Source organism: Shinella sp. (assembly GCF_049651085.1).
GTDB lineage: Bacteria > Pseudomonadota > Alphaproteobacteria > Rhizobiales > Rhizobiaceae > Shinella.
In genome coordinates this window covers 66,572-91,782 of record NZ_JBASBL010000033.1, presented here as the reverse complement: position 1 = coordinate 91,782, position 25,211 = coordinate 66,572, and the positions used below count along the sequence as shown (strand labels likewise).

The following is a 25,211-nucleotide window of genomic DNA, read 5'->3' as shown; positions in this document are numbered from 1 at the left end:
CTCGCTCAGCCTTCCGATTCGGTGGCGATCAGCTTCCAGTTCGGGTCGCGCGAGCGGATGTCGCGGGCGAAGGTCCACAGGTCATTGACCTCGACCACCGTATCCGCATCGCCTTCGACCAATGCACCGGCCTTGTCATAGGTGGCGGAGATCAGCTGGCTGACGATGCGCACCGTCACGTTCGCTTCGCTGTCCTTGACCTCGGCCCCGACGATGTCTGCCTTCTCGATGCCGACGAAGCTCGAGCGCACGACCTCGCCCTTGCTCTCGCGTTCGGTGATGGCGGCATCGAAGCCTTCATAGACGTCGCGCGACAGAAGGTTCTTCAGCGTTTTGCGGTCGCCATCGGCAAAGGCGGCGACGATCATCTCGTAGGCCATGCGGGCGCCATCGACGAACTGCTTCGGATTGAAGGCCGCGTCGACTTTCACGACCGAGCGAAGCTGCTCATTGAGGGGTGTTCCGGGCGCAGCAAAGCTGTCGACGGAGGCAAAGGGATTTTCTTCCTCGTCGGTACCGTCGCGCCGCGGCAGCGTCACCACCTTGCCGCGCTCGGCCGAATCAGCCTCTCCAGCGGCCTCCCGCTTGGAGTACGGATCGAACGGCGGACGCTCGCTGCCGGTGCGGCGGCCAAGCACGCTGCGCAATTGCAGGAAGATGACCACCGCAGCCACGAGAAAGAAAATCGTTACAAAGTCGAATGAGCCCATTATCGATCCGCTGCCGGTTTCTGTTTTTTGTTCCTTCCCCATATAGTCTGCAAAGACCGATCATTCAAATGGCGATGACGTGAATGCGTCGAAGAGATGCGAAACCGGCGGCGGCGGTATCGGTCCGGAAAAATCTATGCGACATTGAAAGCCATGCTCAGACTCCTCATTCCCCTCTTCGTTCTCGTTCTGCCGCTGGCGGAAATCGCCGGTTTCATCCTCGTCGGACGGCGGATCGGCCTGTTTCCGACGCTGTCGCTGATCGTGCTTTCCGGCGTCGCCGGTGTCCTGCTGGTGCGCATCCAGGGCTTTGGCGTGCTTGCCCGGTTGCGGCAGACGGGGCAGACGGGCCGGGCCCCCGGCAAGGAGCTGCTCGATGCAGCGATGATCCTGATTGCCGGCATCCTGCTGATCATTCCCGGTTTTCTGACCGATATTCTCGGCCTGACCCTGTTTCTTCCGCCGGTTCGCTCCTTTTTATGGAACCGTTTGATGCGCAACATGGTTGTTGTCGATATCGGCGGCATGGACGCCGGCCGACGGCCGCAGACCGGGCCACAGCGCACGATCGACCTCGACGAGGACGACTTCCGTCGCGACGACCGGGCCTGAAGGCCCAGGGTTGTAAGGCTTCTGCCGAAATGTTAGATGGCCTGACTTTCCAAAGCCCCCGAGGATATTCGCATGACCGACGCAGCAACCGAGAACCCTTCGCTCAACATCCTGGCGCAGTATGTGAAGGACTTCTCCTTCGAAAACCCGGGTGCACCGCGGTCGCTGCAGGCCCGTGACAAGGCGCCGGCGATCAACATCAGCGTCAACGTCAACGCCAATCCGCTCGCCGAAAACGACTTCGACGTCATCCTGTCGCTGAACGCGGAAGCCAAGGACGGCGACAAGGTTCTGTTCAATGCCGAGCTTGCCTATGGCGGCGTCTTCCGCGTCACCGGCTTTGCGCAGGAACACATGCTGCCGGTCCTCTTCATCGAGTGCCCGCGCCTGCTCTTCCCCTTCGCCCGCCAGATCATCGCCGACGCCACCCGCAATGGCGGCTTCCCGCCGCTGATGATCGACCCGATCGACTTTGCCCAGATGTTTGCCCAGCGCATGGCTGAAGAGCAGGTCAAGGCCAAGGTCCAGACCAACTAAGGTCAGCCCGCTTCCCGAATGCAGAATGCCCGGCACATCGTGACCGGGCATTTTCTTTGGCTCAAACTTTGTAAGCCGGATTCAGGCGTCGTATTTCGCCCAGATGGCCTTGCCGCCCATCTTGCCCACCATGGCGGCATGGGCGGCGCGGTCTTCTTCCGAAAGCCGGGGAGCAAGCGGCTTTGTCCGCATGCCGAGCGGCTCGATGATCTCGTCCTCCGCATCGATCAGCGCGTTGCGGCCGCTTTCGGCCGAACCGAGGCCGAGCGCGGCCTGACGGCCGCCGATCATCTCGATATAGACTTCGGCGAGCAGTTCGGAATCGAGCAGCGCGCCGTGTCTCGTGCGGTGCGAATTGTCGATGCCGTAGCGCCGGCACAGCGCATCCAGCGAATTGGGCCCCATCGGATGCTTGCGGCGGGCAAGCGCCAGCGTATCCGTCACTCGCTCCGACATGATCGGCGGCAGGCCGAGACGGTCGAATTCAGCATTCATGAAGCCCATGTCGAAGTTGGCATTGTGCGCCACCCAGCGCGCATCGCCGAAAAACTCGAGAATCTCGTTGGCCACGTCCGCGAAGGGGGGCTTGTCCTTCAGGGACTCGTCCGTGATGCCGTGCACGGCGAGGGCATCGGGATGGACCTTGCGGTCGCCGGGATTGATATAGATGTGCAGGACCCGGCCGGTCGGGAAATGGTTTTCCAGTTCCACGCCGCCGATTTCAATGACACGATCGAGCTTGTTGTCGAGGCCGGTCGTTTCCGTATCGAAGATGATCTCGCGCATCAGTCCCGTTCCGTCAGTTTTGAAATTATCTCTTCGACCTGTTCGCGCGCCGCTTCAAGCCCCTTGCCCGTATCGATGAGGAAATCGGCACGCCGCCGCTTTTCCGCATCGGGCATCTGGCGCGACAGGATGAGGGAAAACTTCTCCTCCGTCATGCCCGGCCGGGCGAGCACGCGCTGCCTCTGCATGTCCGGATCGCAGGTAACGACCACCACCTTGTCGACCCGCGCCTCGCCACCCGTCTCGTAAAGCAACGGAATGTCGAGCAGCACCAATGGCGCGCCGTTCTGCCGTTGCGTATCGAGGAAAGCCGTTTCGCGCGCGCGCACCAGCGGGTGGATAATCGTCTCCAGTTCGCCGAACCGTTCCGGCGATTGCGCGAGGACGGCCGAAAGTGCCTTGCGGTCGATGACGCCATCCCTGAGCGCTTCGGGAAATTTTTCCGCAACCGGCGCGACCGCTTCCTTCCGGTAGAGATCGTGCACGGTCGCATCGGCATCGTGCACCGGCACGCCGAGATCGTGGAACATCCCTGCCGTCGTCGACTTGCCCGTTCCGATCGATCCGGTAAGGCCGAGCACGATCATCAATGCTTCTCCATATCCGCAAGGATCAGCTGGCGCAGCGCCGCATCGACGGTCGGCCGCGCACCAAACCATTTTTCAAATCCCGGCACTGCCTGATGCAGCAGCATGCCGAGCCCGTCGACCGTCAGGAAACCCTGCTCCGCCGCCTGGCGCAGGATCGGCGTGACGAGCGGCACATAGACGATGTCCGTCACCACGGCGCCGGCCGAAAGTGGCGAGAAATCGAAGTCCGGCGCCGGCTCACCGTCCATGCCGAGCGAGGTCGTGTTGACGAAAAGACCGGCCCCCTTCGATACCTCGCAGAGAGCCTCCATGGCGTGGGCATGCACCTTGGGGCCGAACCGGTCGGCAAGTTCACGGGCGCGCGCGACCGTGCGGTTCACCACATGGATTTCACCGACGCCGCGGTCGCGAACCGCCTGGATGATCGCGCGGCTCGCGCCCCCTGCCCCGAGGATGACCGCACGGTCCGTCCTGTCCCAGCCCGGCGCTTGCGCCTCGAGATTGGCAAGGAAGCCATAGCCGTCCGTGTTGGTGGCGCAGAGTTTCCCGTCTTCCAGCCAGAGCGTGTTCGAAGCGCCGAGTTCTTCAGAGAGCAGGTCCGGGCGGTCCGCCAGCCGGAAGGCATTTTCCTTGTGCGGGATCGTGACATTGCCACCTATGAAGCCGGATTCTCCATTTTTTAATCGGGAAACAAAGCCTGCGAAATCCTCAGGCGAAACCTCCTGCCGCGTATAGGATCCGGTCAATCCAAGTGTCTTGAGCCAGTGACCGTGGATCAGCGGCGAACGCGAATGTTTTACCGGAAAGCCGGTGACGAAGGCATGGCGGGCGGATGTTTCACGTGAATCACGCATCGATTGCACCCAGATCGCGAAGTTTAGCCAGCAGCGGAAGCAGCGGCAGACCGAGGATGGTGAAGTAGTCGCCATCGATCCTCTCGAAGAGTTGCACGCCCTCGCCTTCGAGCTGATAGGCGCCGACGCTTGCAAGAACCCGCGTTCCGACCCGCGCCAGATGGCGGTCGATGAAGGCTTGCGACAGGGGTCGCATCGTCAGATGGGCGATGGAAACATGGCTCCACAGCGTCTCCCCGTCGCGCACAAGCGCGATGCCGCAGTTCAGCGAGTGGGTGCGCCCGGACATTGCCATCAGGTGTGTCTTGGCCTCCGCCATGTCGGCGGGCTTGTGAAACACACGGCCCTCCAGCGAAAGCGTCTGGTCCGAGCCGATGACGATTGCGCCGGGATTGCGCGCCGCGACATCGCGGGCCTTTTCTACCGCCAAAGCCGAGGCGACTTGCTGCGGTGTCGGATTGCCGACCGCAAGATCGGCTTCGACAGCACGCTCGTCGATATCAGCGGCCTGAGCCTGGAATGCCAGCCCGGCATTTTCCATCAGCATGCGGCGAAAGGGACTTTGCGAGGCAAGGATCAGCGGCGGCGTCATGAAAATCTCCTGTTCCGGTTCCGCGTTAGCGGAGCTTGGGGCGAAGAGCAACGATGGCGGCCGCCGTTTCCTCGATCGAGCGGCGGGTGACGTCGATGATCGGCCAGTTGTGCCGCGCACAGAGGGCGCGGGCATATTTCAGCTCCTCGGAGATCTGCGCGCGATCGATGTAGTCGTCGCCGCGGAAATCCTGCGTCTGCCCGAGAATGCGGTTCTGCCGCACCTGGGCGATGCGGTCGGTCGTCGCAATCAGGCAGACCGTCAGCGGTCTGGCCGCCGTCGACAGTCGCTCCGGCAGCGGCACGCCGAGCACGATCGGCACATTCGCGGTCTTGATGCCGCGATTGGCGAGATAAATGCTGGTCGGGGTCTTCGAGGTGCGGCTGATGCCGACGAGAATGACATCCGCCTCGTCGAGATCGGCCGGCAATTGCCCGTCATCGTGATCCATCGTGAAATTCAACGCATCGATGCGGGCGAAATAGTCCGCATTCATCACATGCTGGGCGCCGACCCGGCGGCGCGAGGGAGCGCCGAGATAGGACTGGAAGAGATCGATCACCGGTTCGAGCACAGAGACACAGGGTACGCCCATCTCGCGGCAGCGCTGGTCGATGATTTCCGAAAGTTCGCGATCGACGACCGTATAGAGCACGATGCCCGGTGCACCATCGATCGCATCGAGCACAGGCATCAGCTGCCTGCGATTGCGGATCAGCGGATAGACGTGTTCCAGCGCCTGCGAGGACTGGAACTGCGCCGCCGCCGCACGGCCCGCCGCGATCAGAGTCTCGCCCGTCGAGTCCGAAATGAGGTGCAGATGAAAGTAGTTTTTGGTGCTTTCCACAATATCCTCCGCCCCCTGTTGATGGCCTGGGACAAGTGTGAGCTAAGAACGGGCGGTGGGCTGAGGCAAGAGGATAAGTGCCGACTTTTCCACAATTGGCGCTAAGCGGGAAAGGGATTCACCGCGCATGTGGATAAGACTCATGGACATGGCATAGTGTCGCGCTTGTCCACAGGCTACCCACAGAATTCTGTTTTCGGCTCGATCCTGAATCCTTTTGATTCCAAAGGCCGATTCCCGTTTTCCTCGCAGTTTTTGAAAAATGGCGCCGCATGGTTCCGGTTTTCCCGGCGACGGACTTCATGACCGGCAATTTGTGGAGAGGATTTAATCCTTGATAGTCACCGACTCTAAGAAATAGAAACCTTCTTTAAAGAGCTTATTTATAGTTAGGGAGAAGCCCGCCTTGTCTGTGAAAAACCGGAAAATCGTAGATGTCCTGAACGGGAAGACGGTTTCACCGCCTCCGCTCTGGCTGATGCGCCAGGCCGGTCGGTACCTTCCGGAATACAGGGCAGTGCGCGCAGCGGCAGGAAGCTTCCTCGATCTGTGTTATTCGCCGGAGCTGGCAACGGAAGTCACGCTCCAGCCGATCCGTCGCTACGGCTTCGATGCGGCAATCCTGTTTTCCGACATCCTCGTCATTCCCGATGCGCTCGATCGCAATGTCCGCTTCGAAGAAGGGCATGGACCACGGCTCGATCCGATCGATCCCGATGGTATTCGCGCATTGAAGATGGAAGGCGTCCAGAAACACCTCCAGCCGGTCCTGGAAGCGGTTGGACGCATCCGGCAGGCCTTGCCCGAGGAAACGGCCCTGCTGGGCTTCTGTGGGGCTCCCTGGACGGTTGCGACCTACATGATCGCCGGTCACGGCACCCCGGACCAGGCCCCTGCCCGCCTATTCGCCTACCGGGAGCCGGAAGCCTTTGCGCGCCTGCTCGATGTGCTGGCTGAGCTTTCCGCTGACTATCTCGTCGCGCAGATCGATGCCGGCGCTGATGCGGTGCAGATCTTCGATTCCTGGGCGGGTGTGCTCGGGGAGAAGGAATTTGCCGAATATGCCATCCGCCCGGTGCGGAAAATCATCGATTCGGTGAAGAGCCGCAGGCCACAAGCCAAGATCATCGCCTTCGCCAAGGGTGCGGGCCTGCTTTTGAAAACCTACCGCCAGCAGACCGGTGCGGACGCCATTGGCCTTGACTGGTCGGTGCCGCTTTCCTTCGCCGCCGAGTTGCAGAAGGACGGTCCGGTGCAGGGCAATCTCGATCCGATGCGGGTTGTTGCAGGCGGCGCGGCGTTGGATGACGGCATCGACGCGATCCTGCAGGCGCTGGGCAATGGACCGCTGATCTTCAATCTTGGCCACGGCATCACGCCGCACGCTGACCCGGACAACGTCACGCGGCTCGTAGCGCGGGTTCGCGGAGAAAAAGGGTGAGTGAAAAACAGGCGGGCGAACGGGCCGGGCGCCGGGCGCGGTTGCGCGCCGCGGCGGCTCTCACCGTCTTCGCCCTGCTTGCCGTTTTACTGATCCTCTATCCGCCGGAAAATCTCTATCTCTGGATCAAGGCGCTCCACATCGTCGCCGTGATTTCCTGGATGGCGGGCCTCCTCTACCTGCCGCGCCTCTTCGTCTATCACACCGACGCAGCACCCGGTTCCGCCCAGTCGGAGATCTTCAAGGTGATGGAGCAGCGGCTCTATCGCACCATCATGCAGCCGGCGATGGGACTATCCTGGCTGCTGGGGCTCTACCTTGCCTGGTCGGTCTACGGTTTTTCCGGCGGCTGGCTTCATGCCAAGCTGGCCTTCGTCGTCCTTCTGACCGGCGTGCACCACTTTTACGGCCGCGCCGTGAAGGATTTCGCAGGAGACCGCAACGCCAGAACCGGCCGGCAATGGCGCATCTGGAATGAGGCGCCGGCGCTGCTGATGATCCTCATCGTCATCATGGTCGTCGTCAAACCGTTCTGAACGGTCGCGACAAATCGAACGAAATTACATGAACCCCTTGCGAGACAGCCCGGGAACCGCTACTTTCCGCCCATCTCATCTTTCGTGGCATGTGTATTCGTTCAGTGAACTGCATCCTATCCCCCGCAGTTCGTCCCTGACCCGCACGCCTTTTCCCATCCTATGACCTGCAGCATGGACCATTCATGGCCGAAATGAAGCTACAAGACCTCAAGAACAAGACTCCGACCGACCTTCTCGCTTTCGCCGAATCGCTTGAGGTCGAGAACGCGAGCACGATGCGCAAACAGGAACTGATGTTTGCCATCCTGAAGATGCTGGCCGAGCAGGACGTGGAAATCATCGGCGAGGGCGTCGTGGAAGTTCTGCAGGACGGCTTCGGCTTCCTGCGCTCGGCCAATGCGAATTACCTGCCGGGTCCAGACGACATCTACATTTCGCCCTCGCAGATCCGCCGTTTCTCGCTGAAGACCGGCGATACCGTCGAAGGCCCGATCCGCGGCCCCAAGGAAGGCGAACGCTATTTCGCGCTCCTCAAGGTCAACACGATCAATTTCGACGACCCGGAAAAGATCCGCCACAAGGTCCATTTCGACAACCTGACGCCGCTCTATCCCAACGAGCGCTTCAAGATGGAACTGGAAATCCCGACCTCGAAGGATCTGTCGCCGCGGGTGATCGACCTCGTCGCGCCGCTCGGCAAGGGCCAGCGCGGCCTGATCGTGGCGCCGCCGCGCACGGGTAAGACGGTTCTTCTCCAGAACATCGCCCATTCTATCACCGCCAACCATCCTGAATGTTATCTCATCGTCCTTCTGATCGACGAGCGTCCGGAGGAAGTGACGGACATGCAGCGGTCGGTGAAGGGTGAAGTCGTTTCCTCGACCTTCGACGAACCGGCAACGCGCCACGTGCAGGTCGCTGAAATGGTCATCGAGAAGGCCAAGCGCCTCGTCGAGCACGGCCGTGACGTCGTCATCCTGCTTGATTCGATCACGCGTCTTGGCCGCGCCTACAACACTGTCGTTCCTTCCTCGGGCAAGGTTCTGACCGGTGGTGTCGACGCCAACGCCCTGCAGCGTCCTAAGCGCTTCTTCGGCGCGGCGCGCAATATCGAGGAAGGCGGTTCGCTCACGATCATCGCGACGGCGCTGATCGATACCGGCAGCCGTATGGACGAAGTCATCTTCGAAGAGTTCAAGGGCACCGGCAACTCGGAAATCGTGCTCGACCGCAAGGTCGCCGACAAGCGCATCTTCCCGGCCATGGACATTCTCAAGTCGGGCACGCGCAAGGAAGACCTCCTCGTGCCGCGCCAGGATCTGCAGAAGATCTTCGTTCTGCGCCGTATTCTCGCGCCGATGGGCACGACGGATGCGATCGAATTCCTGATCGACAAGTTGAAGCAGACCAAGAGCAACGGTGATTTCTTCGATTCGATGAACACCTGAGCCAGATCGGCGATTTTCTCGTTAGACATGGTCCCGCCGCAAGGTGGGACCATTTTTCGTTGAGGACAGAAAATCGATTCTTTTCCGAAACAAAACAGTATCGATTCGTACCCGGAACATTGAAGCATGAGCGCCACCGATACGATCTTTGCCCTGTCGAGCGGCAGCCTGCCCTCAGGCGTGGCCGTCATTCGCTTGAGCGGACCGGAAAGCTGCAATGCGCTTGCACAGCTCTGCGGCCGGGTTCCCGCCGCGCGTCACGCGTCACTGACAACGATTCGGAATCGTAATGGTGAGAAGCTGGATGATGGGATCGTTTTGTTTTTCCCCGCTCCGAACTCGTTCACCGGGGAAGATTGCGTCGAATTGCAGATTCACGGCGGTCGCGCGACGGTAAAGGCGGTGCTTGCCGCGCTGGCCGGCATGGCGGGACTACGCCCGGCGGAGGCCGGGGAATTCTCTCGTCGCGCCTTTCTGAACGGCCGCATGGATCTTGTCGAAGTTGAAGGCCTGGCGGATCTGATTGCCGCCGAAACCGAGATGCAGCGCCGGCTTGCGGCGGAGCAGGCCTCTGGTGGGCTGTCCCGGCTTTACGATTCGTGGGCGAAACGACTGACCCACGCCCGCGCCATGATCGAGGCCGAACTGGATTTTGCCGATGAGGAGGATGTGCCCGGCTCGGTGGCATCTTCCATTTGGACCGACATGCGGGCGCTGGAGCAAGAAATCCTTAACCATCTAGCGGAGGCACGGGTCGGCGAAATCGTCCGCGACGGCCTGAACGTCGTCATCGCCGGACCGCCCAATGCCGGGAAGTCCAGTCTTCTCAACCATCTCGCGAAGCGCGATGTTGCTATCGTGACGAACGTTCCGGGGACGACACGTGATGTCCTGCATGTTGATCTGGATCTTTCGGGCTTCGCTGTGCGGCTCTACGATACGGCGGGACTACGCGATACAGACGATATCGTTGAGCAGGAGGGCATTCGCCGGACCCGGCTCTCGATGGCGGAGGCACACCTGGTCCTGCTCCTGTCCGACGAAGCGGATCCGAATTGGTCTGTACTGGATGGCAGCTATGGCGGCCCTGTCATTCGTGTCCGAACGAAATCGGATGTTGCGGCGCCACATTGGCCACGGCGGGCTGAAGATGTTACTATCTCCGTCTCATCTGGTCAGGGGATCGCAGATCTTCTGGAAGCGATCGGCCGGCATCTGCCTGAACTGGAGACCGGTAGTGCCCTGGCGCTGCCGACCCGTCAGCGCCATATACAAAACCTGGCTGACGCACGCGCTCATATTCTGTTGGCCGTTCAGGCGGATGGGCATGGGCTTGATATTCAGGCCGAACATCTGAGACTGGCTGGCCAGGCGCTCGGACGGGTGACAGGTCGCGTCGATGTGGAGAATCTGCTCGACGTTATTTTCTCGGAATTCTGCATCGGTAAATGATTCACGTGAAACACTGCAACGTGCACGAGTCGTTTCGAACGTTTCACGTGAAACAGGTAGGTACGATATGACAGCAATAGGTACGTATGATGTGGTGGTGGTCGGCGGTGGCCATGCAGGTGTCGAAGCAGCGTCTGCGGCGGCGCGATTCGGTGCCCGGACGGCCTTGGTGACACATAAGGCGGCGACCATTGGCGTCATGTCCTGCAACCCCGCCATTGGCGGTTTGGGCAAGGGACATCTGGTGCGGGAGGTCGATGCGCTCGACGGATTGATGGGCCGGGTGGCGGATCGCGCCGGGATTCAGTTCAGGTTGCTCAACCGCCGCAAGGGACCGGCGGTTCGGGGACCGCGCACGCAGGCGGACCGGAAGCTGTATCGCGAGGCGATGCAAAGTGAGATCGCCGCCATTGCCAATCTGGATGTGGTGGAAGGAGATGCCTTCGATCTCGACCTGGAAGGCGGTCGGATTTCCGGCATCATCATGAAGGATGGGCGACGCCTGGCCTGCCGCGCCGTTGTCATAACGACGGGTACTTTCCTGCGTGGCCTTATTCATATCGGTAACGAAAAGATTCCCGCCGGCCGCGTTGGCGAGGACCCTTCGATTGGATTGTCCGCGACTTTCGAGCGTCTTGACCTTGCGCTTGGTCGATTGAAGACCGGCACGCCGGCCCGGCTGGACGGGCGGACGATTGACTGGGATGCTGTCGGGCGGCAGGGGGCGGACGAGGATCCGGTACCGTTCTCCTTCATGACCGATCGCATCACCACGCCGCAGATCGAGTGTGGCGTTACCCGGACCACGCCGGCGACGCATCGCATCATTGAGAAGAATATCGGTAAGTCCGCGATGTATTCCGGCCAGATCGAGGGCGTTGGCCCGCGTTATTGTCCGTCGATAGAGGACAAGATCGTCAAGTTTGGCGAGCGTGACGGGCACCAGATTTTCCTGGAGCCGGAAGGCCTGGACGATCCTACCGTATACCCCAACGGGATATCCACCTCCCTGCCCGCGGATGTGCAGGATGCTTTCATTCGGACCATCCCCGGCCTCGAGCGGGTCACGATCCTTCAGCCCGGCTACGCGATCGAATATGATCATGTCGATCCAAGAGAGCTTTCGCCTACTCTTGAAGTGAAGCGCCAACCCGGTCTTTTCCTGGCCGGGCAGATCAACGGCACGACGGGCTATGAAGAGGCGGCCGCCCAAGGCCTTGTCGCGGGATTGAATGCGGCGCGGCTGGCCTCTGGCACGGACGGGCATGTCTTCAGCCGGACGGACAGCTATATTGGTGTGATGATCGATGACCTGACGTCGCGCGGTGTCACCGAGCCCTATCGTATGTTTACATCGCGGGCAGAGTATCGCCTTTCGCTGCGCGCGGACAATGCGGATATGCGCCTGACGCCGCTTGGCATGGCGCTGGGCATTGTGGGCGATGAGCGACGGGCGCGCTTCGTCGGCTGGTCCGACGAGATGGTCGCAGCGCGGGCATGCCTCCATGCCCTCAAACTGTCGCCGAATGAAGCGATGGCGCGTGGCATCCGTGTCAACCAGGATGGCGTGCGGCGTAGCGCCTATGAGCTCCTCGCCTATCCGGATATCGACTATGCGCGCCTCGCGACAGTCTGGCCGGAGGAACTCGGTGGCTTCTCCAACCGGGTTCGCGATGCGATCGAGATCGAAGCCGGTTATGCCGTCTATATGAATCGCCAGGAGACGGACATTGCCGAGGCGCGCCGCGAGGAGGATCGACTGATTCCGGACGGTTTTGATTTCAGCACGCTGCCGGGACTGTCCATCGAGCTTCGTCAGAAACTCGCGGCAGCACGACCGGCCAATCTGGCGCAGGCGGCCCGCGTTGACGGCATGACGCCGGCGGCCCTGACCCTTCTCCTGGCCTATCTCAAGCGCCTTCCCACTGAAATGACGAATCGGATTGCAAACGCATGAATACCCTGCCCCGCGAATTGAGCGGTCTGAATGTTTCACGTGAAACTGTGGATAGGCTGAATACCTTTGTTGCGCTGTTCCAGAAATGGGCCAAGGCGATCAATCTTGTCGCGCCATCGACGCTGTCGGAAGTCTGGAGCCGACATGTCGTCGATAGCGCCCAGATCTACGCGCTGCATCCGGGCCCGCGCATCTGGGCCGATCTCGGCAGCGGCGGTGGGTTTCCGGGCATTGTGACGGGTATCCTGCTCGCTGAAGCCGGCGATGGCTGGGTTCATCTGGTCGAAAGCAACAACAAGAAGGCCGCTTTCCTGCGCACTGCCATTCTGGAAACCGGCGCGCGGGCAACGGTTCATGCGATCCGAATCGAAGAGGCCCCTGCGGCCATCGAGCGATGCGACGCCATTTCCGCGCGCGCCCTCGCCGATCTTGATTTGCTGATGCAATTCAGCGCGCCGTGGGCAGAGCGCAATGCCGATCTTCGCCTTTTCCTCCACAAAGGCCGGGATTACCAGCGGGAGCTCGATAAAGCGCTTGGTCGGTGGAGATTCGATCTGGTAAAACATGCCAGCATCGTCGAGCCAGATTCTGTTGTGCTCGAAGTCTCGCATCTTTCGCGACAACCCTAGACTGGCGGCGTCCATGATTGGCGAAAAGAACCGGATCATCACCATAGCGAACCAGAAGGGCGGCGTCGGCAAGACGACGACCGCGATCAACCTGGCGACCGCGCTTGCCGCGATCGGAGAGCGCGTCCTGATCGTCGATCTGGATCCGCAAGGCAATGCCAGCACCGGCCTCGGTATCGACCGCCGGAACCGGGATCTTTCGTCCTATGATCTGATGGTCGGCAGCCACAGCGTGGCCGATACGGCGATGGAAACTGCCGTGCCGAACCTCTCCATCATCCCCTCGACCATGGACCTGCTTGGCGTCGAGATGGAGATCGCCCAGCAGAATGACCGTGTTTTCCGGTTGAAGCGCGCCCTTTCCGCGGCTGACGCTTTGTCTTACTCTTACGTACTGGTCGATTGCCCGCCCTCATTCAATCTCCTGACCATGAATGCACTGGCGGCGGCGCATTCCGTCCTCGTGCCGCTCCAGTGCGAATTCTTCGCGCTCGAGGGCCTCAGCCAGCTGCTGGAGACCGTCGATCAGGTGCGCCGCACCGTCAATCCGCGGCTCGATATCCAGGGCATCGTGCTCACCATGTTCGATTCGCGCAACAATCTTGCGCAGCAGGTCGTGCACGACGTGCGCACGCATCTCGGTGAGAAGGTGTATCATACGCTCATTCCTCGGAACGTGCGCGTTTCCGAAGCGCCGTCTTATGGAAAGCCGGCCATCCTCTACGATCTCAAATGCGCCGGAAGCCAGGCCTATCTTCAGCTTGCCTCTGAGGTTATTCAGCGTGAGAGACAGCGCAAAGCTGCCTGAATTTCAGTATTCGTGAGTGGAACCGATGAACGAAGACAATTCCAAGCGGCGCCTCGGCCGCGGCCTTGCCGCCCTGATCGGCGAAATGGACCAGTTGCCGGCAGCCGATGTCGGCAGCCAGCCGAGTGTCAACCCGGACCGTTTGGTTCCTATCGAGTTCGTCGGCCGCAACCCGCGCAATCCGCGCCGCTATTTCGATGAATCGGAGCTGCAGGATCTCGCTTCCTCGATCCGCCAGCATGGCATCGTCCAGCCGGTCGTGGTGCGCACCATCGCCGACAATCGCTACGAGCTTATCGCCGGCGAACGCCGCTGGCGCGCCGCCCAGCTGGCGGGGCTGATCGATGTTCCCGTCATCATTCGCGATGTGGACGATCGCACGGCGCTGGAAATCGCCATCGTGGAGAACGTCCAGCGCTCGGATCTCAACCCGCTTGAAGAGGCAATGGGTTATGAGTTGCTGATCGCCGATCATGGCTATACGCAGAACGACCTCGGCGAAATCATCGGCAAGAGCCGGAGCCATGTAGCCAACAGCCTGCGGCTGCTGAAGCTGCCGGAACCCGTGCGCGACATGCTGGCCTCCGGTACGCTGTCTGCCGGGCACGCCCGTGCCCTCATCCCTACATCCGACCCGGTTGCGCTGGCAAAGAGTATCGTGGCGAAGGGCATGTCGGTGCGTGACGCCGAGCGTATCGCGCAGAACGACATCAAGGCGCAGAGCGACCCGAATCCCGGCGCCGTTGCGGCAGCGCACAAGGACGAGAAGGATGCCGATACGCTGGCGCTGGAGCGCACGCTATCGGATGTTCTCGGCCTGGAAGTGACGGTCAATCACAAGGGTAGTGGCGGCCATCTGCGGATCGCCTACAAGACGCTGGATCAACTGGAAGAAATCTGCCGGCTTCTGGAGCGCAGGTAATTAGCCGGATTCAACGCCGGGCGGATTGAAGGACGGTGGCCAGCATGGTCTGCATGGCGATCGTATCTTCCAACGCTGGGCGCTGCCGGCTTTGCAGGATCGCGGCCTGCAGGCGCTGGGTTTCCCGGCGAATAGCGGGGCCGGTCCAGGTCTTCAGCGCGTTCTCCACGATCGGTTTGCGGCGGAAGTGAAGATGGCGGCCTAGCGTTGCCATTGCCTGGGCTGCCGGCGCCCGCTTTTCGTCCATTTCCGCTCGCATCAGTTCCAGCAACTGGAACTGCCGCATGCAGCCCTGCAGTACGAGGAAGACAGGCGTCTTGGACGATACGATCTTCTGGATGGCATGCATGAAGCCGTCGCGATCACCCTTCAGGATGGCGTCGATGGCGTCGTCCGTGGAAATGGCGCTGGCATCGCCCACGATGTCGGCGACATCCTGCTCCTCGATCTGTTCCTTGCCACGGCAATAGAGGGCGAGCTTGCGCACCTCGTTGCGCGAGGCGAGCCGGTCGCCGCCAATCGTCTCGACCAGGCGTTCACGCGCCGCAGGTGAAATCCGCAAACCTTCCGACGCAAGCTCCTGATCGATGAGCGCCTGCAGGGCACGGCCGTCATCGGCGTAACAGGCAATGGCAACGGCCTGGGGTCGGGACTCGGCCGCCTTGCGAAGCGCCGCGCCCTTCTTCAGGTCGCCGGCCTCGATGATCAGGGTGGAGGGTCCGGCCGGCATGCCCGCAAGAATCTCAAGCCCGTCGGAGAGCCCTTTCTCGCTGCCGGCATTGCGGATCCAGACGAGACGATCGCCGCCAAAAAGACCAATGGCCTGCATTTCGTCGATCAGGCGGCCGGGTTGGTTGCCGATATCGCCGGCGTCGAGTTTCACGACGGAGAAGGCATCGTCGAGATTGACGCCGCTTGCAGCGGCAAGCGCCGAGGCCCGCTCGGACACGAGCCCGCGATCAGGCCCGTAGATGAGAAAAAGCCGCACGGGCAGAGGCTTCCGCTTCAGGAAACCATCGAATTCGTGCGACTTAACCTCCGCCATAGCCGGCTCAGCGACGCGCCAGCGCGGCGGCGACGTCCGCGCGGATCAGCTCGGCAAGTTCGCGGGCACCGCGATTTTCCGCATCGCGTACCGAGCGCACCTTGCCGAATTCCTGCGTGGGAAAGTCCATCATGGCGACGGCGGAGCGCTTTCCGGAAACCACTGTTTCGCCGGAGTCGGCTCGTGTGAGGTTGTAGTCCGCCGTCACGGTGACGCGGCCGGAACGGGCCGTATCCGTCTTGACGTCATTCATCACGCCGACGGTCTTGGAGGTCACGTCCATCTCCAGATGGTAGACCGCATTCTGTGCTTCAGCGCCGTTGCCCGAGAAGAGGAAGACCAGGTCATTGCGGACCTGCTGCTCGATGCGATCGCCCGCCTCGGAAATGGCGATAGAGGCAAGCTTGCCGTCCGTATCGCTGGAGGCGGAGTAGAGCGGGCGCACCTGGCAGCCGGCGAGCGCGCCGGCAAGCGCGATGCCGGCAAGCGTTTTGACAAGCCGCGAGAGAACGGTTCCGTCAGACAACAACATTCACGATCCTCTGCGGTACGACGATGATCTTCTTGGGATGCTGGCCGGCGAGCACGGCCTGGACCGCCTCGAGCGCCAGCACGGCCGCTTCGATCGCACTCTGATCCGCGTCGCGGGCGATTGTCAAATCGGCGCGCTTCTTTCCGTTGATCTGTACCGGCAGCGTGATTTCGTTTTCGGCGACCAGCCGGTCCTCATAGGCCGGCCATGCGGACATCGCCACGAGGCCTTCGCCGCCGACCTCGCGCCAGCACTCTTCGGAAAGGTGCGGCGTCATGGGAGCGACGATACGGATGAGAATGGTGACGGCTTCACGCAGTGCCGAGGCCAGTTCCGGCGAGGCCTTGCCAGCGGCAGCGGTGGTAAGCGGCGCGGCGAGCGTGTTGACGAATTCGTAGATGCGCGCGACCGCCTTGTTGAAGGCGAGCTTGTCATAATCCGCCTGCACAGCCTTCAGCGTCTTGTGGGCCGCCTGCGACACCGCAAGGGCCTCGCCCTCGGTGCCTGGACGGCTTTCGACGGCCTTCAGGGTGGGCGCGGCTTCGGCGATCAGGCGCCAGACGCGCTGGACGAAGCGATGCGAGCCTTCGACGCCGGACTCCGACCAGATGACGTCGCGGTCCGGCGGCGAGTCGGAAAGCACGAAGAAGCGGGCGGTATCGGCGCCATAGGAGGCGATGATATCGTCCGGGTCGACCACGTTCTTCTTCGACTTCGACATCTTCTCGATAGAGCCGATGGTAATTTCTTCGCCGGATTCGAGGTGGGACGCATGGCGGTTACCGTCGATTTCCTCGATGCGGATTTCAGCCGGTGTCACCCATTCGCGCTTGCCGCCGACGGTGCGGCTGTAGGTTTCGTGCACCACCATGCCCTGGGTAAAGAGGCCCTTGAAGGGTTCCTTCACGTCGAGATGGCCGGAGACCTGCATGGCGCGGGTGAAGAAGCGCGAATAGAGCAGGTGCAGGATCGCATGCTCGATGCCGCCGATATATTGATCGACCGGCAGCCAGGCATCGGCCGCGGCCGGGTCGGTCGGGTTGTTTTCCCACGGTGCGGTGAAGCGCGCGAAATACCAGGACGAATCGACGAAGGTATCCATCGTGTCCGTCTCGCGACGGGCATCCTTGCCGCATTGCGGGCAGGCGACGTGACGCCAGGTGGCGTGCCGGTCGAGCGGGTTGCCCGGCTTGTCGAAGGTCACGTCGTCGGGCAGCTTCACCGGCAGGTCGGCCTTCGGCACGGGAACCACGCCGCAATCGTCGCAATGGATGATCGGGATCGGGCAGCCCCAGTAGCGCTGGCGCGAAATGCCCCAGTCACGCAGGCGGAAATTCACCTTTCGCTCGCCCTGCGGCGCATCGCCGAGCGTGGCGGCGGCAAGACGCTTTGCCACTTCCTCGAAGGCTTCCGTGGTGCTGAGGCCGTCGAGGAAAGCGGAATTGATCATCACGCCGTCGCCGATATAGGCCTCGTCGCCGATTGCGAAGGTTGCGGCGTCCGCTTCCTTCGGCATGACGACAGGAACGACGGGCAGGTCATACTTGCGGGCGAAGTCGAGGTCGCGCTGGTCGCCGGAGGGGCAGCCGAAAATGGCGCCCGTGCCGTAGTCCATCAGAACGAAGTTCGCGACATAGACCGGCAGCTCCAAGCTCGGGTCGAAAGGATGGCGAACGCGGATACCCGTGTCGACGCCCCTCTTTTCCGCGGTCTCAAGAGCGGCGAGCGACGTGCCGGCGCGGCGGCACTCCTCGCAGAATGCCATCATTTCGGGATTCTGTTCGGAGACTTCCCTGGCCAGCGGATGGTCGGCGGAAATGGCGATGAAGGAGGCGCCGAACAGCGTGTCGGGGCGCGTCGTGTAGACCGTGATGTCTTTCTCGGCCGTCAGGCCCGCGCTGTTGGAAACTTCCCAGCGCACCAGCATGCCTTCCGAGCGGCCGATCCAGTTTTTCTGCATAAGCCGGACCTTTTCCGGCCATTGGTCCAGCGTTTCCAGCGAATCGAGCAGGTCCTGGCTGAAATCGGTGATGCGGAAGAACCACTGCGTCAGTTCGCGCTGCTCGACGAGCGCGCCCGAACGCCAGCCGCGGCCGTCGATCACCTGCTCGTTGGCAAGAACCGTATGATCGACCGGGTCCCAGTTCACCTTCGACTTCTTGCGGTAGATCAGGCCCTTTTCCAGGAAATCGAGGAAGAGGTGCTGCTGGCGCTGGTAGTATTCGACGTCACAGGTGGCGAATTCGCGCGACCAGTCGAGCGACAGTCCCATGGACTTCAGCTGGGTGCGCATCGTCGCGATGTTCTCGTAGGTCCAGCCCTTCGGATGGACCTTGTTCTGCATGGCGGCGTTTTCGGCCGGCATGCCGAAGGCATCCCAGCCCATCGGATGCAGCACGTTGAAGCCGCGGGCACGCTTGTAGCGCGCGACGACGTCGCCCATGGCGTAGTTGCGCACATGGCCCATATGGATGCGGCCCGACGGATAGGGGAACATCTCAAGCACGTAGTACTTTTCGCGCGGGTCTTCGTTCTTGGTCAGGAAGACGTTCTCGTCGTTCCATTTTGCCTGCCAGCGCGGTTCTGCATCGCGCGGATTATAACGTTCGGTGGCCATGTCTTTGATGTTCCGGAAGTCTTTGGGAGTCTTGGCGGGCGGTTCGCCCATGCGAATATGATGCCGAGACCTTCATCATGAAACCGCCGAAGCGTCAAGTTTTCCGGCCCCCGAATGGACGCGCCGGACCGGCCAGCGCTTGGCAAGTCGCGCCGATTTCGATAGGTCCGGGGCTTACGTCAGGCGCATGTGATTGCCGCAAACCGCTGCACACTTTTGCGCGCCATGCCTTAGCCGATGGAGAGTGACCATGGACTTGCAGGATCGTCTCGAAGATGTTCGCAACAGGATGCACAAGGCTGCCGACGAGGCTGGCCTTGACCCCAGATCGGCCACCCTCGTTGCGGTGTCGAAGACCTTCGATGCCGACGCGATTCGCCCGGCCATTGCAGCCGGCCAGCGCGTCTTCGGTGAAAACCGTGTGCAGGAAGCGCAGGGAAAGTGGCCGGAGCTTCGCGGCGAAACCCCGGGCATCGAGCTCCACCTGATCGGTCCGCTGCAATCCAACAAGGCGGCCGAAGCGGTTGCGCTGTTCGACGTTATCGAGACGGTCGACCGGGAAAAGATCGCCCGGGCGATTGCCGCCGAGATGACGCGGCAGGACCGGGCGCTGCGGCTCTATGTGCAGGTCAATACCGGGCTTGAGCCGCAGAAGGCCGGCATTGCGCCGGACGATACGGTTGCTTTCGTTTCCTTCTGCCGCGACGAGCTCGGCCTCACCATCGAGGGCCTGATGTGCATTCCGCCGGCGGAGGAAAATCCGGGACCGCATTTCGCGCTGCTCGGCAAACTCGCCGAGCGCTGCAATCTCGACAAACTATCGATGGGCATGTCCGGGGATTACGAGGTCGCCATCGGCTTCGGCGCGACCAGCGTGCGTGTCGGTTCGGCGATTTTCGGTACGCGCTGATCCGCCTGTCTTGTCTTTTCGCAAGGGCGGCCTTGCCGCCTGAGGCTTTGGTCTGGCTTTGCGGAAAGACCGCCCTCTCCTATTCTTCCATCCGGAGGAACCGGCACCTGTTGGCCGGGCATGGAGGATGCGATGCAAAAGACCTATGCCGAAACCTATCTTGCCTGGAAGGACGACCCGCAGGGCCACTGGGCCGAGGCCGCCCGGGCGATCGAATGGTTCACCGAGCCGAGGGAAATTTTCGATGGCGGGCAAGGCGTCTACGGCCGCTGGTTCCCTGATGCGGTCGGCAATACCTGCCACAACTGCGTCGACCGGCATGTGGCGGCAGGACGCGGCGACCAGGCGGCGCTGATCTATGACAGCCCCGTTACCGGCCGCAAGGCGCGCTACAGCTATGCCGAGCTGCTGGAAAATGTGAAGGCCATGGCGGCCGTGCTTGCCGATCACGGCGTCGGGAAAGGCGATCGTGTCCTGCTCTACATGCCGATGATCCCGGAGGCGATCTTCGCGATGCTGGCCTGTTCGCGGATCGGCGCCATCCATTCGGTGGTCTTCGGCGGCTTTGCGGCCAGCGAACTTGCAGCGCGCATCGACGATTCGACGGCGAAGGTCATCGTTGCCGCGAGCTGCGGCGTGGAACCGAACCGGCTGGTTGCCTACAAGCCGCTGCTCGATGCGGCAATCGAGCAGGCCGACCACAAGCCGGAGCATTGCCTGCTGCTGCAACGGCCGGAGCTTTCGGCCGATCTCACGCAAGGCCGTGATGTCGATCTCGGTCCGGCGCTGGCGGCGGCGCGGGGTCGCGAGGTGCCCTGCCTGCCGCTCGCCGCCACCGATCCGCTCTACATTCTCTACACGTCGGGCACGACCGGCCAGCCGAAGGGTGTCATCCGCGACAATGGCGGCCATATGGTCGCTCTCGCCTGGACGATGCGGGCGCTCTATGGCGTCGAGCCGGGCGAGGTCTATTGGGCGGCCTCCGATATCGGCTGGGTTGTTGGCCATTCCTATATCGTCTATGCGCCGCTGCTGAATGGCAGCACGACGGTGCTGTACGAGGGCAAGCCCGTCGGCACACCGGATGCCGGCGCCTTCTGGCGGGTGGTCGAGGAATACAAGGTCTCTGCGCTTTTCACCGCGCCGACGGCTTTCCGGGCCATCCGCAAGGAGGATCCGGAAGGCCTGCTCGTGAAACGCCACGACCTTTCCAGTCTCAGGGCGCTGTTCCTCGCCGGCGAGCGGGCCGATCCCGATACGGTATGCTGGGCCGAGAGCGTGCTCGGCGTGCCGGTCATCGATCACTGGTGGCAGACGGAGACGGGCTGGGCGATTGTCGGCAATCCGATCGGCCTTGAGCGGCTGCCCGTGAAGCATGGCTCGCCCGCCGTGCCCATGCCGGGCTACGAACTGCACGTGCTGGACGATGCCGGCCATGAAGTGCCGTCCGGCACGCTCGGCAACATCGCCATCAAGCTGCCCCTGCCCCCCGGCTGCCTGCCGACTTTCTGGAACGCCGACGAACGGTTCCGCTCGGTGTGTCTTTCGGAGTTTCCCGGCTACTACAAGACGGCGGATGCCGGCTATGTCGATGACGACGGCTATGTCTTCGTGATGGCGCGCACGGACGACATCATCAATGTCGCCGGCCACCGTCTTTCGACAGGGGGAATGGAAGAGGTCTGCGCCAGCCACCCGGATGTCGCCGAATGCGCGGTTATCGGCGTTGCCGATGCGGTGAAGGGCCAGGTGCCGGCCGGCTTTCTGGTTCTCAAGAGCGGTGTTTCACGTGAATCATCGTTCATCGAGCAGGAGGTGGTGCGGCTCGTGCGCGAGCGCATCGGCCCGGTCGCCGCCTTCAAGACGGCTATTTGCGTCAAGCGCCTGCCGAAGACCCGCTCGGGAAAGATCCTGCGCGGCACCATGCAGAAGATCGCCGATGGCGAGGTGTGGAAAATGCCGGCGACGATCGACGATCCTGCCATTCTCGACGAGATCGCCGCCGCCCTGTCGGGACGCCGGATCAGCTGATTGTTTCACGCCATAGAAAAGCCCGATCGCGGAGCGGCCGGGCTTTGGTTTTTCTGCGAAGGACGCTCAGTGGTTGTCGTCTTCGTCCGGTACGGACGACTTCAGCGACTTGAGCTTGGCGAAGACGGCATCGGCGTCGATTTCCTGCTCTTCATCGCGGTCCGTGCTGTAGGGCAGCTTTTCCGTTTCCTGAGCGGCTTCCAGCGTCGCGCCGAGTTCGGCGGCGGTCGGCAGCGGACGGCCCTTGGAAGCGCGTTCGACTTCGAGGTCGAGATCGATCTGCGAGCAAAGGCCGAGCGTCACCGGATCCATCGGCGTCAGGTTCGTCGCGTTCCAGTGGGTGCGGTCGCGGATCTGCTCGATCGTCGACTTGGTCGTGCCGACGAGACGCGAGATCTGCGCATCCTTCAGTTCAGGATGATTGCGCACGAGCCAGAGGATGGCGTTCGGACGATCCTGGCGCTTGGAGACCGGGGTGTAGCGCGGGCCCTTGCGCTTGGATTCGGGCACACGGACCTTCGGCTCAGAAAGCTTCAGCTTGTGATTCGGATTGCTTTCCGCACGGGCGATTTCCTCGCGCGACAGCTGGCCGGTCGAGATCGGGTCGAGGCCTTTGATGCCCTGCGATGATTCGCCGTCCGCGATAGCTTTCACTTCGAGCGGATGCAGTTTGCAGAATGTGGCGATCTGGTCGAACGACAGCGCCGTGTTGTCGACCAGCCAGACCGCAGTCGCCTTTGGCATGAGCAGCTGTTGAGCCATGGATATAATCCTCTTGTCCGTCCGCGCCGGTGTCGCGGGCCGTGGGTAGTAACCACTATTTTCCGGGAATTCGGCACTCTATAACCCCACTGTCGCAGAAATGCAATTCTCCAAGCGCAAATGACCTTTTGTCTAATTGCCCGAAGGTTTTGACCTGTTATGTATGCTCACGGAGTTGCGGGGACTGGAGGAGTTCGGCCCTCGCGCATGCGCATTCTATGGAGGAACCCATGTCCGCAAAGACCTATCCGGTCCTGAAATCCGCGAAAAGCCGTGCGTTGATCGACAACGAAACCTATCAGAAATGGTATCGCGAGAGCATCGAGAACCCGGAGCGCTTCTGGGACAAGCACGGCATGCGGATTGACTGGTTCAAGCCCTATACCAAGGTCAAGAACACGTCGTTCACCGGCAAGGTTCCGATCAAGTGGTTCGAGGACGGCATCACCAACGTCTCCTACAATTGCATCGACCGTCACCTAAAGACGCATGGCGACCAGGTCGCCATCATCTGGGAGGGCGACAACCCGTATATCGACAAGAAGATCACCTATAACGAGCTGTACGAGCACGTCTGCCGCATGGCGAACGTGATGAAGAAGCACGGCGTGAAGAAGGGCGACCGCGTCACCATCTACATGCCGATGATCCCGGAAGCGACCTATGCCATGCTCGCCTGCGCGCGCATCGGGGCTGTTCATTCCGTCGTCTTCGGCGGCTTCTCGCCGGACGCGCTGGCCGGCCGTATCGTCGACTGCGAATCAACCTTCGTCATCACCTGCGACGAGGGCGTGCGCGGCGGCAAGCCGATCCCGCTGAAGGAAAACACCGATACGGCCATCGACATCGCCGCCAAGCAGCATGTCATCGTCAACAAGGTGCTCGTGGTGCGCCGCACCGGCGGCAAGACCGGCTGGGCGCCGGGCCGTGACCTGTGGCACCACCAGGAAGTGCTGACCGTGCCGCGCGATTGTCCGCCGGCCAGGATGAAGGCGGAAGATCCGTTGTTCATCCTCTACACCTCGGGTTCGACCGGCAAGCCGAAGGGCGTGCTGCACACGACGGCCGGCTATCTCGTCTATGCCTCGATGACGCACAAATATGTCTTCGACTACCAGGACGGCGATATCTACTGGTGCACGGCCGATGTCGGCTGGGTCACGGGCCATTCCTACATCGTCTATGGCCCGCTCGCGAACCGGGCGACCACGCTGATGTTCGAGGGCGTGCCGAATTTCCCGGATGCCGGTCGCTTCTGGGAAGTCATCGACAAGCACAAGGTCAATATCTTCTACACCGCCCCGACGGCGATCCGCGCCCTGATGGGCGCCGGTGACGACTTCGTGAAGCGCTCCGCGCGCTCCTCGCTGCGTCTGCTCGGCTCGGTCGGCGAGCCGATCAACCCGGAAGCCTGGGAATGGTACTACAACGTCGTCGGCGAGGGCCGTTCGCCGATCGTCGATACCTGGTGGCAGACGGAGACGGGCGGCATCCTGATCACCCCGCTGCCGGGCGCCACCGAACTCAAGCCGGGTTCGGCGACGCGGCCGTTCTTCGGCATCAAGCCGCAGCTCGTCGATAACGAGGGCAATGTGCTGGAAGGTGTGGCCGACGGCAATCTGTGCATCGTCGACAGCTGGCCGGGCCAGATGCGCTCGGTTTACGGCGACCACAAGCGCTTCGTCGAAACCTACTTCTCCACCTACAAGGGCAAGTATTTCACCGGCGACGGCTGCCGGCGCGACGAGGACGGCTACTACTGGATCACCGGCCGCGTCGATGACGTGCTCAACATTTCCGGCCACCGCCTCGGCACGGCCGAAATCGAATCGGCGCTCGTCTCGCACCATCTGGTGTCGGAGGCGGCCGTCGTCGGCTATCCGCACGGCCTCAAGGGCCAGGGCATCTACTGCTACGTCTCGCTGATGGCCGGCGAGGAAGGCAATGACGCGTTGCGCCAGGACCTCGTCAAGCATGTGCGCAAGGAGATCGGCCCGATCGCGACACCGGACAAGATCCAGTTCTCGCCCGGCCTGCCGAAGACCCGCTCCGGCAAGATCATGCGCCGCATCCTGCGCAAGATCGCCGAGGACGATTTCGGCGCGCTCGGTGACACCTCGACGCTTGCCGATCCGGCGGTCGTCGATGACCTGATCGCCAACCGGCAGAACAAGGCGGCCGGCTGACGGCGCCACGGGGTAAAAGGGAAACGGCGGCCACTGGCCGCCGTTTTCGTTTGTGATGCCGCCGGCTGGAAGGCGTTCCCTCCGCCTGAGCATCGTCAATGGCATCAGAAGATACTGAGCCGGATTCCCGGCCTCAGAAATCGATTGCCCGGCCGTTGATTTCCCAGTCGCCGTAGCGTGCCGGGTCCTCGCCGCCGCGACCGCCGAACTCCGGCGCCCGCTCGGCCGGCTGCGCTGCCTTGCGGCGTTCTTCCGCCTCCTGAAGCGCGCGCAGGGCAGCAGGCGAAAGCACCTTCCGGCCGTCCGTATGATTGTCGTTGTCGTTCTGCATGAAATTCGGCATCCTTCCCGGATATTGAAGAATTCCTGTCCGCTTACCATCATATAGGAGCGTGACTGCGTGC

At 61.9% G+C, this 25,211-nt stretch carries 24 protein-coding genes; 13 read left to right on the top strand and 11 right to left on the bottom strand.

Features of this window, described 5'->3' with window-relative positions:
- Nucleotides 1–5: 5 nt before the first annotated feature.
- Nucleotides 6–710 (bottom strand): Tim44/TimA family putative adaptor protein, encoded by a 705-nt coding sequence (locus WA950_RS22815; protein WP_424554034.1) that lies wholly within the window; start codon nt 708–710, stop codon nt 6–8.
- A gap of 153 nt (nt 711–863) precedes the next feature.
- Between WA950_RS22815 and WA950_RS22810 the strand changes: the two genes are divergently transcribed.
- Both WA950_RS22810 and secB read left to right on the top strand, forming a co-directional pair.
- Nucleotides 864–1,322, top strand: a complete 459-nt coding sequence (locus WA950_RS22810; protein ID WP_424554033.1) for an FxsA family protein — start codon at nt 864–866, stop codon at nt 1,320–1,322.
- A gap of 72 nt (nt 1,323–1,394) precedes the next feature.
- Nucleotides 1,395–1,859: a protein-export chaperone SecB gene (gene secB / locus WA950_RS22805; protein WP_424554032.1), complete on the top strand. Its 465-nt coding sequence runs from the start codon at nt 1,395–1,397 to the stop codon at nt 1,857–1,859.
- 81 nt (nt 1,860–1,940) lie between these two features.
- On the opposite strand, the gene dnaQ is transcribed toward secB, so the two are convergent.
- The 5 genes from dnaQ to WA950_RS22780 are packed head-to-tail and all read right to left on the bottom strand — an operon-like array spanning nt 1,941 to nt 5,528.
- Nucleotides 1,941–2,645 carry a DNA polymerase III subunit epsilon gene (dnaQ, locus tag WA950_RS22800; protein ID WP_424554031.1) on the bottom strand — a complete coding sequence of 235 codons (705 nt, stop codon included), beginning with the start codon at nt 2,643–2,645 and terminating at the stop codon, nt 1,941–1,943.
- Complete coding sequence (coaE, locus tag WA950_RS22795; protein WP_424554030.1) at nt 2,645–3,232, bottom strand: dephospho-CoA kinase; 588 nt, start codon at nt 3,230–3,232, stop codon at nt 2,645–2,647. Before coaE ends, dnaQ begins: the two co-directional genes overlap by 1 nt.
- Entirely contained in the window at nt 3,232–4,089 is an 858-nt protein-coding gene (locus WA950_RS22790; RefSeq protein WP_424554029.1) for a shikimate dehydrogenase, read from the bottom strand. Before WA950_RS22790 ends, coaE begins: the two co-directional genes overlap by 1 nt.
- Nucleotides 4,082–4,681 (bottom strand): Maf-like protein, encoded by a 600-nt coding sequence (locus tag WA950_RS22785; protein ID WP_424554028.1) that lies wholly within the window; start codon nt 4,679–4,681, stop codon nt 4,082–4,084. Before WA950_RS22785 ends, WA950_RS22790 begins: the two co-directional genes overlap by 8 nt.
- A gap of 25 nt (nt 4,682–4,706) precedes the next feature.
- On the bottom strand, nt 4,707–5,528 hold the full coding sequence (locus WA950_RS22780) for a pyruvate, water dikinase regulatory protein (RefSeq protein WP_424554027.1): 822 nt from the start codon (nt 5,526–5,528) through the stop codon (nt 4,707–4,709).
- 406 nt (nt 5,529–5,934) lie between these two features.
- On the opposite strand from WA950_RS22780, the gene hemE reads away from it, so the two are divergent.
- From hemE to WA950_RS22740, 8 genes are all read left to right on the top strand, one after another.
- Complete coding sequence (gene hemE, locus WA950_RS22775) at nt 5,935–6,969, top strand: uroporphyrinogen decarboxylase (protein WP_424554026.1); 1,035 nt, start codon at nt 5,935–5,937, stop codon at nt 6,967–6,969.
- A complete protein-coding gene (gene hemJ / locus WA950_RS22770) occupies nt 6,966–7,505 on the top strand; it encodes a protoporphyrinogen oxidase HemJ (protein WP_424554025.1) in 540 nt (179 codons plus the stop codon). The genes hemE and hemJ overlap by 4 nt, the downstream gene beginning before the upstream one ends.
- 185 nt (nt 7,506–7,690) lie before the next feature.
- The gene (gene rho / locus WA950_RS22765; protein ID WP_424554024.1) at nt 7,691–8,956 is read left to right on the top strand and encodes a transcription termination factor Rho; all 1,266 of its coding nucleotides are present in this window, start codon (nt 7,691–7,693) and stop codon (nt 8,954–8,956) included.
- Between the two features lie 126 nt (nt 8,957–9,082).
- A complete protein-coding gene (mnmE, locus tag WA950_RS22760; RefSeq protein ID WP_424554023.1) occupies nt 9,083–10,408 on the top strand; it encodes a tRNA uridine-5-carboxymethylaminomethyl(34) synthesis GTPase MnmE in 1,326 nt (441 codons plus the stop codon).
- A 67-nt stretch (nt 10,409–10,475) separates the two neighbouring features.
- Nucleotides 10,476–12,365, top strand: a complete 1,890-nt coding sequence (mnmG, locus tag WA950_RS22755; protein ID WP_424554022.1) for a tRNA uridine-5-carboxymethylaminomethyl(34) synthesis enzyme MnmG — start codon at nt 10,476–10,478, stop codon at nt 12,363–12,365.
- Complete coding sequence (locus tag WA950_RS22750; RefSeq protein WP_424554021.1) at nt 12,362–12,994, top strand: 16S rRNA (guanine(527)-N(7))-methyltransferase RsmG; 633 nt, start codon at nt 12,362–12,364, stop codon at nt 12,992–12,994. Before mnmG ends, WA950_RS22750 begins: the two co-directional genes overlap by 4 nt.
- A gap of 13 nt (nt 12,995–13,007) precedes the next feature.
- Nucleotides 13,008–13,802, top strand: a complete 795-nt coding sequence (locus WA950_RS22745) for a ParA family protein (RefSeq protein ID WP_424554020.1) — start codon at nt 13,008–13,010, stop codon at nt 13,800–13,802.
- Between the two features lie 25 nt (nt 13,803–13,827).
- On the top strand, nt 13,828–14,724 hold the full coding sequence (locus WA950_RS22740) for a ParB/RepB/Spo0J family partition protein (RefSeq protein ID WP_424554019.1): 897 nt from the start codon (nt 13,828–13,830) through the stop codon (nt 14,722–14,724).
- A gap of 10 nt (nt 14,725–14,734) precedes the next feature.
- On the opposite strand, the gene holA is transcribed toward WA950_RS22740, so the two are convergent.
- Genes holA through leuS form a run of 3 tightly spaced genes read right to left on the bottom strand, consistent with a single transcriptional unit; the run spans nt 14,735 to nt 18,918 of the window.
- Nucleotides 14,735–15,769 carry a DNA polymerase III subunit delta gene (gene holA / locus WA950_RS22735; RefSeq protein WP_424554018.1) on the bottom strand — a complete coding sequence of 345 codons (1,035 nt, stop codon included), beginning with the start codon at nt 15,767–15,769 and terminating at the stop codon, nt 14,735–14,737.
- A gap of 7 nt (nt 15,770–15,776) precedes the next feature.
- On the bottom strand, nt 15,777–16,301 hold the full coding sequence (gene lptE, locus WA950_RS22730; protein ID WP_424554017.1) for an LPS assembly lipoprotein LptE: 525 nt from the start codon (nt 16,299–16,301) through the stop codon (nt 15,777–15,779).
- A complete protein-coding gene (leuS, locus tag WA950_RS22725; protein ID WP_424554016.1) occupies nt 16,288–18,918 on the bottom strand; it encodes a leucine--tRNA ligase in 2,631 nt (876 codons plus the stop codon). Before leuS ends, lptE begins: the two co-directional genes overlap by 14 nt.
- 250 nt (nt 18,919–19,168) lie before the next feature.
- Here leuS and WA950_RS22720 point away from each other — a divergent pair, with 250 nt between their 5' ends.
- Together WA950_RS22720 and WA950_RS22715 are read left to right on the top strand one after the other, a co-directional pair.
- On the top strand, nt 19,169–19,828 hold the full coding sequence (locus tag WA950_RS22720) for a YggS family pyridoxal phosphate-dependent enzyme (RefSeq protein WP_424554015.1): 660 nt from the start codon (nt 19,169–19,171) through the stop codon (nt 19,826–19,828).
- 132 nt (nt 19,829–19,960) lie between these two features.
- Nucleotides 19,961–21,859 carry a propionyl-CoA synthetase gene (locus WA950_RS22715; protein ID WP_424554014.1) on the top strand — a complete coding sequence of 633 codons (1,899 nt, stop codon included), beginning with the start codon at nt 19,961–19,963 and terminating at the stop codon, nt 21,857–21,859.
- Between the two features lie 66 nt (nt 21,860–21,925).
- Here the strand turns inward: WA950_RS22715 and WA950_RS22710 are convergent, their stop codons facing one another.
- Entirely contained in the window at nt 21,926–22,621 is a 696-nt protein-coding gene (locus tag WA950_RS22710) for a DUF1013 domain-containing protein (RefSeq protein ID WP_424554013.1), read from the bottom strand.
- A 230-nt stretch (nt 22,622–22,851) separates the two neighbouring features.
- Between WA950_RS22710 and acs the strand changes: the two genes are divergently transcribed.
- Nucleotides 22,852–24,807 carry an acetate--CoA ligase gene (acs, locus tag WA950_RS22705; RefSeq protein ID WP_424554012.1) on the top strand — a complete coding sequence of 652 codons (1,956 nt, stop codon included), beginning with the start codon at nt 22,852–22,854 and terminating at the stop codon, nt 24,805–24,807.
- Between the two features lie 133 nt (nt 24,808–24,940).
- On the opposite strand, the gene WA950_RS22700 is transcribed toward acs, so the two are convergent.
- Nucleotides 24,941–25,138 (bottom strand): DUF1674 domain-containing protein, encoded by a 198-nt coding sequence (locus tag WA950_RS22700; RefSeq protein ID WP_424554011.1) that lies wholly within the window; start codon nt 25,136–25,138, stop codon nt 24,941–24,943.
- Between the last annotated feature and the right edge of the window lie 73 nt (nt 25,139–25,211).

Coding starts and splice junctions, on each gene's coding strand:
- coaE (WP_424554030.1), bottom strand. CDS start 3,232: ATGATCGTGCTCGGCCTTACCGGATCGATCGGAACGGGCAAGTCGACG.
- WA950_RS22700 (WP_424554011.1), bottom strand. CDS start 25,138: ATGCAGAACGACAACGACAATCATACGGACGGCCGGAAGGTGCTTTCG.
- WA950_RS22790 (WP_424554029.1), bottom strand. CDS start 4,089: ATGCGTGATTCACGTGAAACATCCGCCCGCCATGCCTTCGTCACCGGC.
- WA950_RS22815 (WP_424554034.1), bottom strand. CDS start 710: ATGGGCTCATTCGACTTTGTAACGATTTTCTTTCTCGTGGCTGCGGTG.
- WA950_RS22720 (WP_424554015.1), top strand. CDS start 19,169: ATGGACTTGCAGGATCGTCTCGAAGATGTTCGCAACAGGATGCACAAG.
- secB (WP_424554032.1), top strand. CDS start 1,395: ATGACCGACGCAGCAACCGAGAACCCTTCGCTCAACATCCTGGCGCAG.
- lptE (WP_424554017.1), bottom strand. CDS start 16,301: ATGTTGTTGTCTGACGGAACCGTTCTCTCGCGGCTTGTCAAAACGCTT.
- dnaQ (WP_424554031.1), bottom strand. CDS start 2,645: ATGCGCGAGATCATCTTCGATACGGAAACGACCGGCCTCGACAACAAG.
- WA950_RS22750 (WP_424554021.1), top strand. CDS start 12,362: ATGAATACCCTGCCCCGCGAATTGAGCGGTCTGAATGTTTCACGTGAA.
- leuS (WP_424554016.1), bottom strand. CDS start 18,918: ATGGCCACCGAACGTTATAATCCGCGCGATGCAGAACCGCGCTGGCAG.
- mnmG (WP_424554022.1), top strand. CDS start 10,476: ATGACAGCAATAGGTACGTATGATGTGGTGGTGGTCGGCGGTGGCCAT.
- WA950_RS22710 (WP_424554013.1), bottom strand. CDS start 22,621: ATGGCTCAACAGCTGCTCATGCCAAAGGCGACTGCGGTCTGGCTGGTC.
- rho (WP_424554024.1), top strand. CDS start 7,691: ATGGCCGAAATGAAGCTACAAGACCTCAAGAACAAGACTCCGACCGAC.
- WA950_RS22740 (WP_424554019.1), top strand. CDS start 13,828: ATGAACGAAGACAATTCCAAGCGGCGCCTCGGCCGCGGCCTTGCCGCC.
- WA950_RS22810 (WP_424554033.1), top strand. CDS start 864: ATGCTCAGACTCCTCATTCCCCTCTTCGTTCTCGTTCTGCCGCTGGCG.
- acs (WP_424554012.1), top strand. CDS start 22,852: ATGTCCGCAAAGACCTATCCGGTCCTGAAATCCGCGAAAAGCCGTGCG.
- WA950_RS22745 (WP_424554020.1), top strand. CDS start 13,008: ATGATTGGCGAAAAGAACCGGATCATCACCATAGCGAACCAGAAGGGC.
- mnmE (WP_424554023.1), top strand. CDS start 9,083: ATGAGCGCCACCGATACGATCTTTGCCCTGTCGAGCGGCAGCCTGCCC.
- WA950_RS22785 (WP_424554028.1), bottom strand. CDS start 4,681: ATGACGCCGCCGCTGATCCTTGCCTCGCAAAGTCCCTTTCGCCGCATG.
- holA (WP_424554018.1), bottom strand. CDS start 15,769: ATGGCGGAGGTTAAGTCGCACGAATTCGATGGTTTCCTGAAGCGGAAG.
- WA950_RS22715 (WP_424554014.1), top strand. CDS start 19,961: ATGCAAAAGACCTATGCCGAAACCTATCTTGCCTGGAAGGACGACCCG.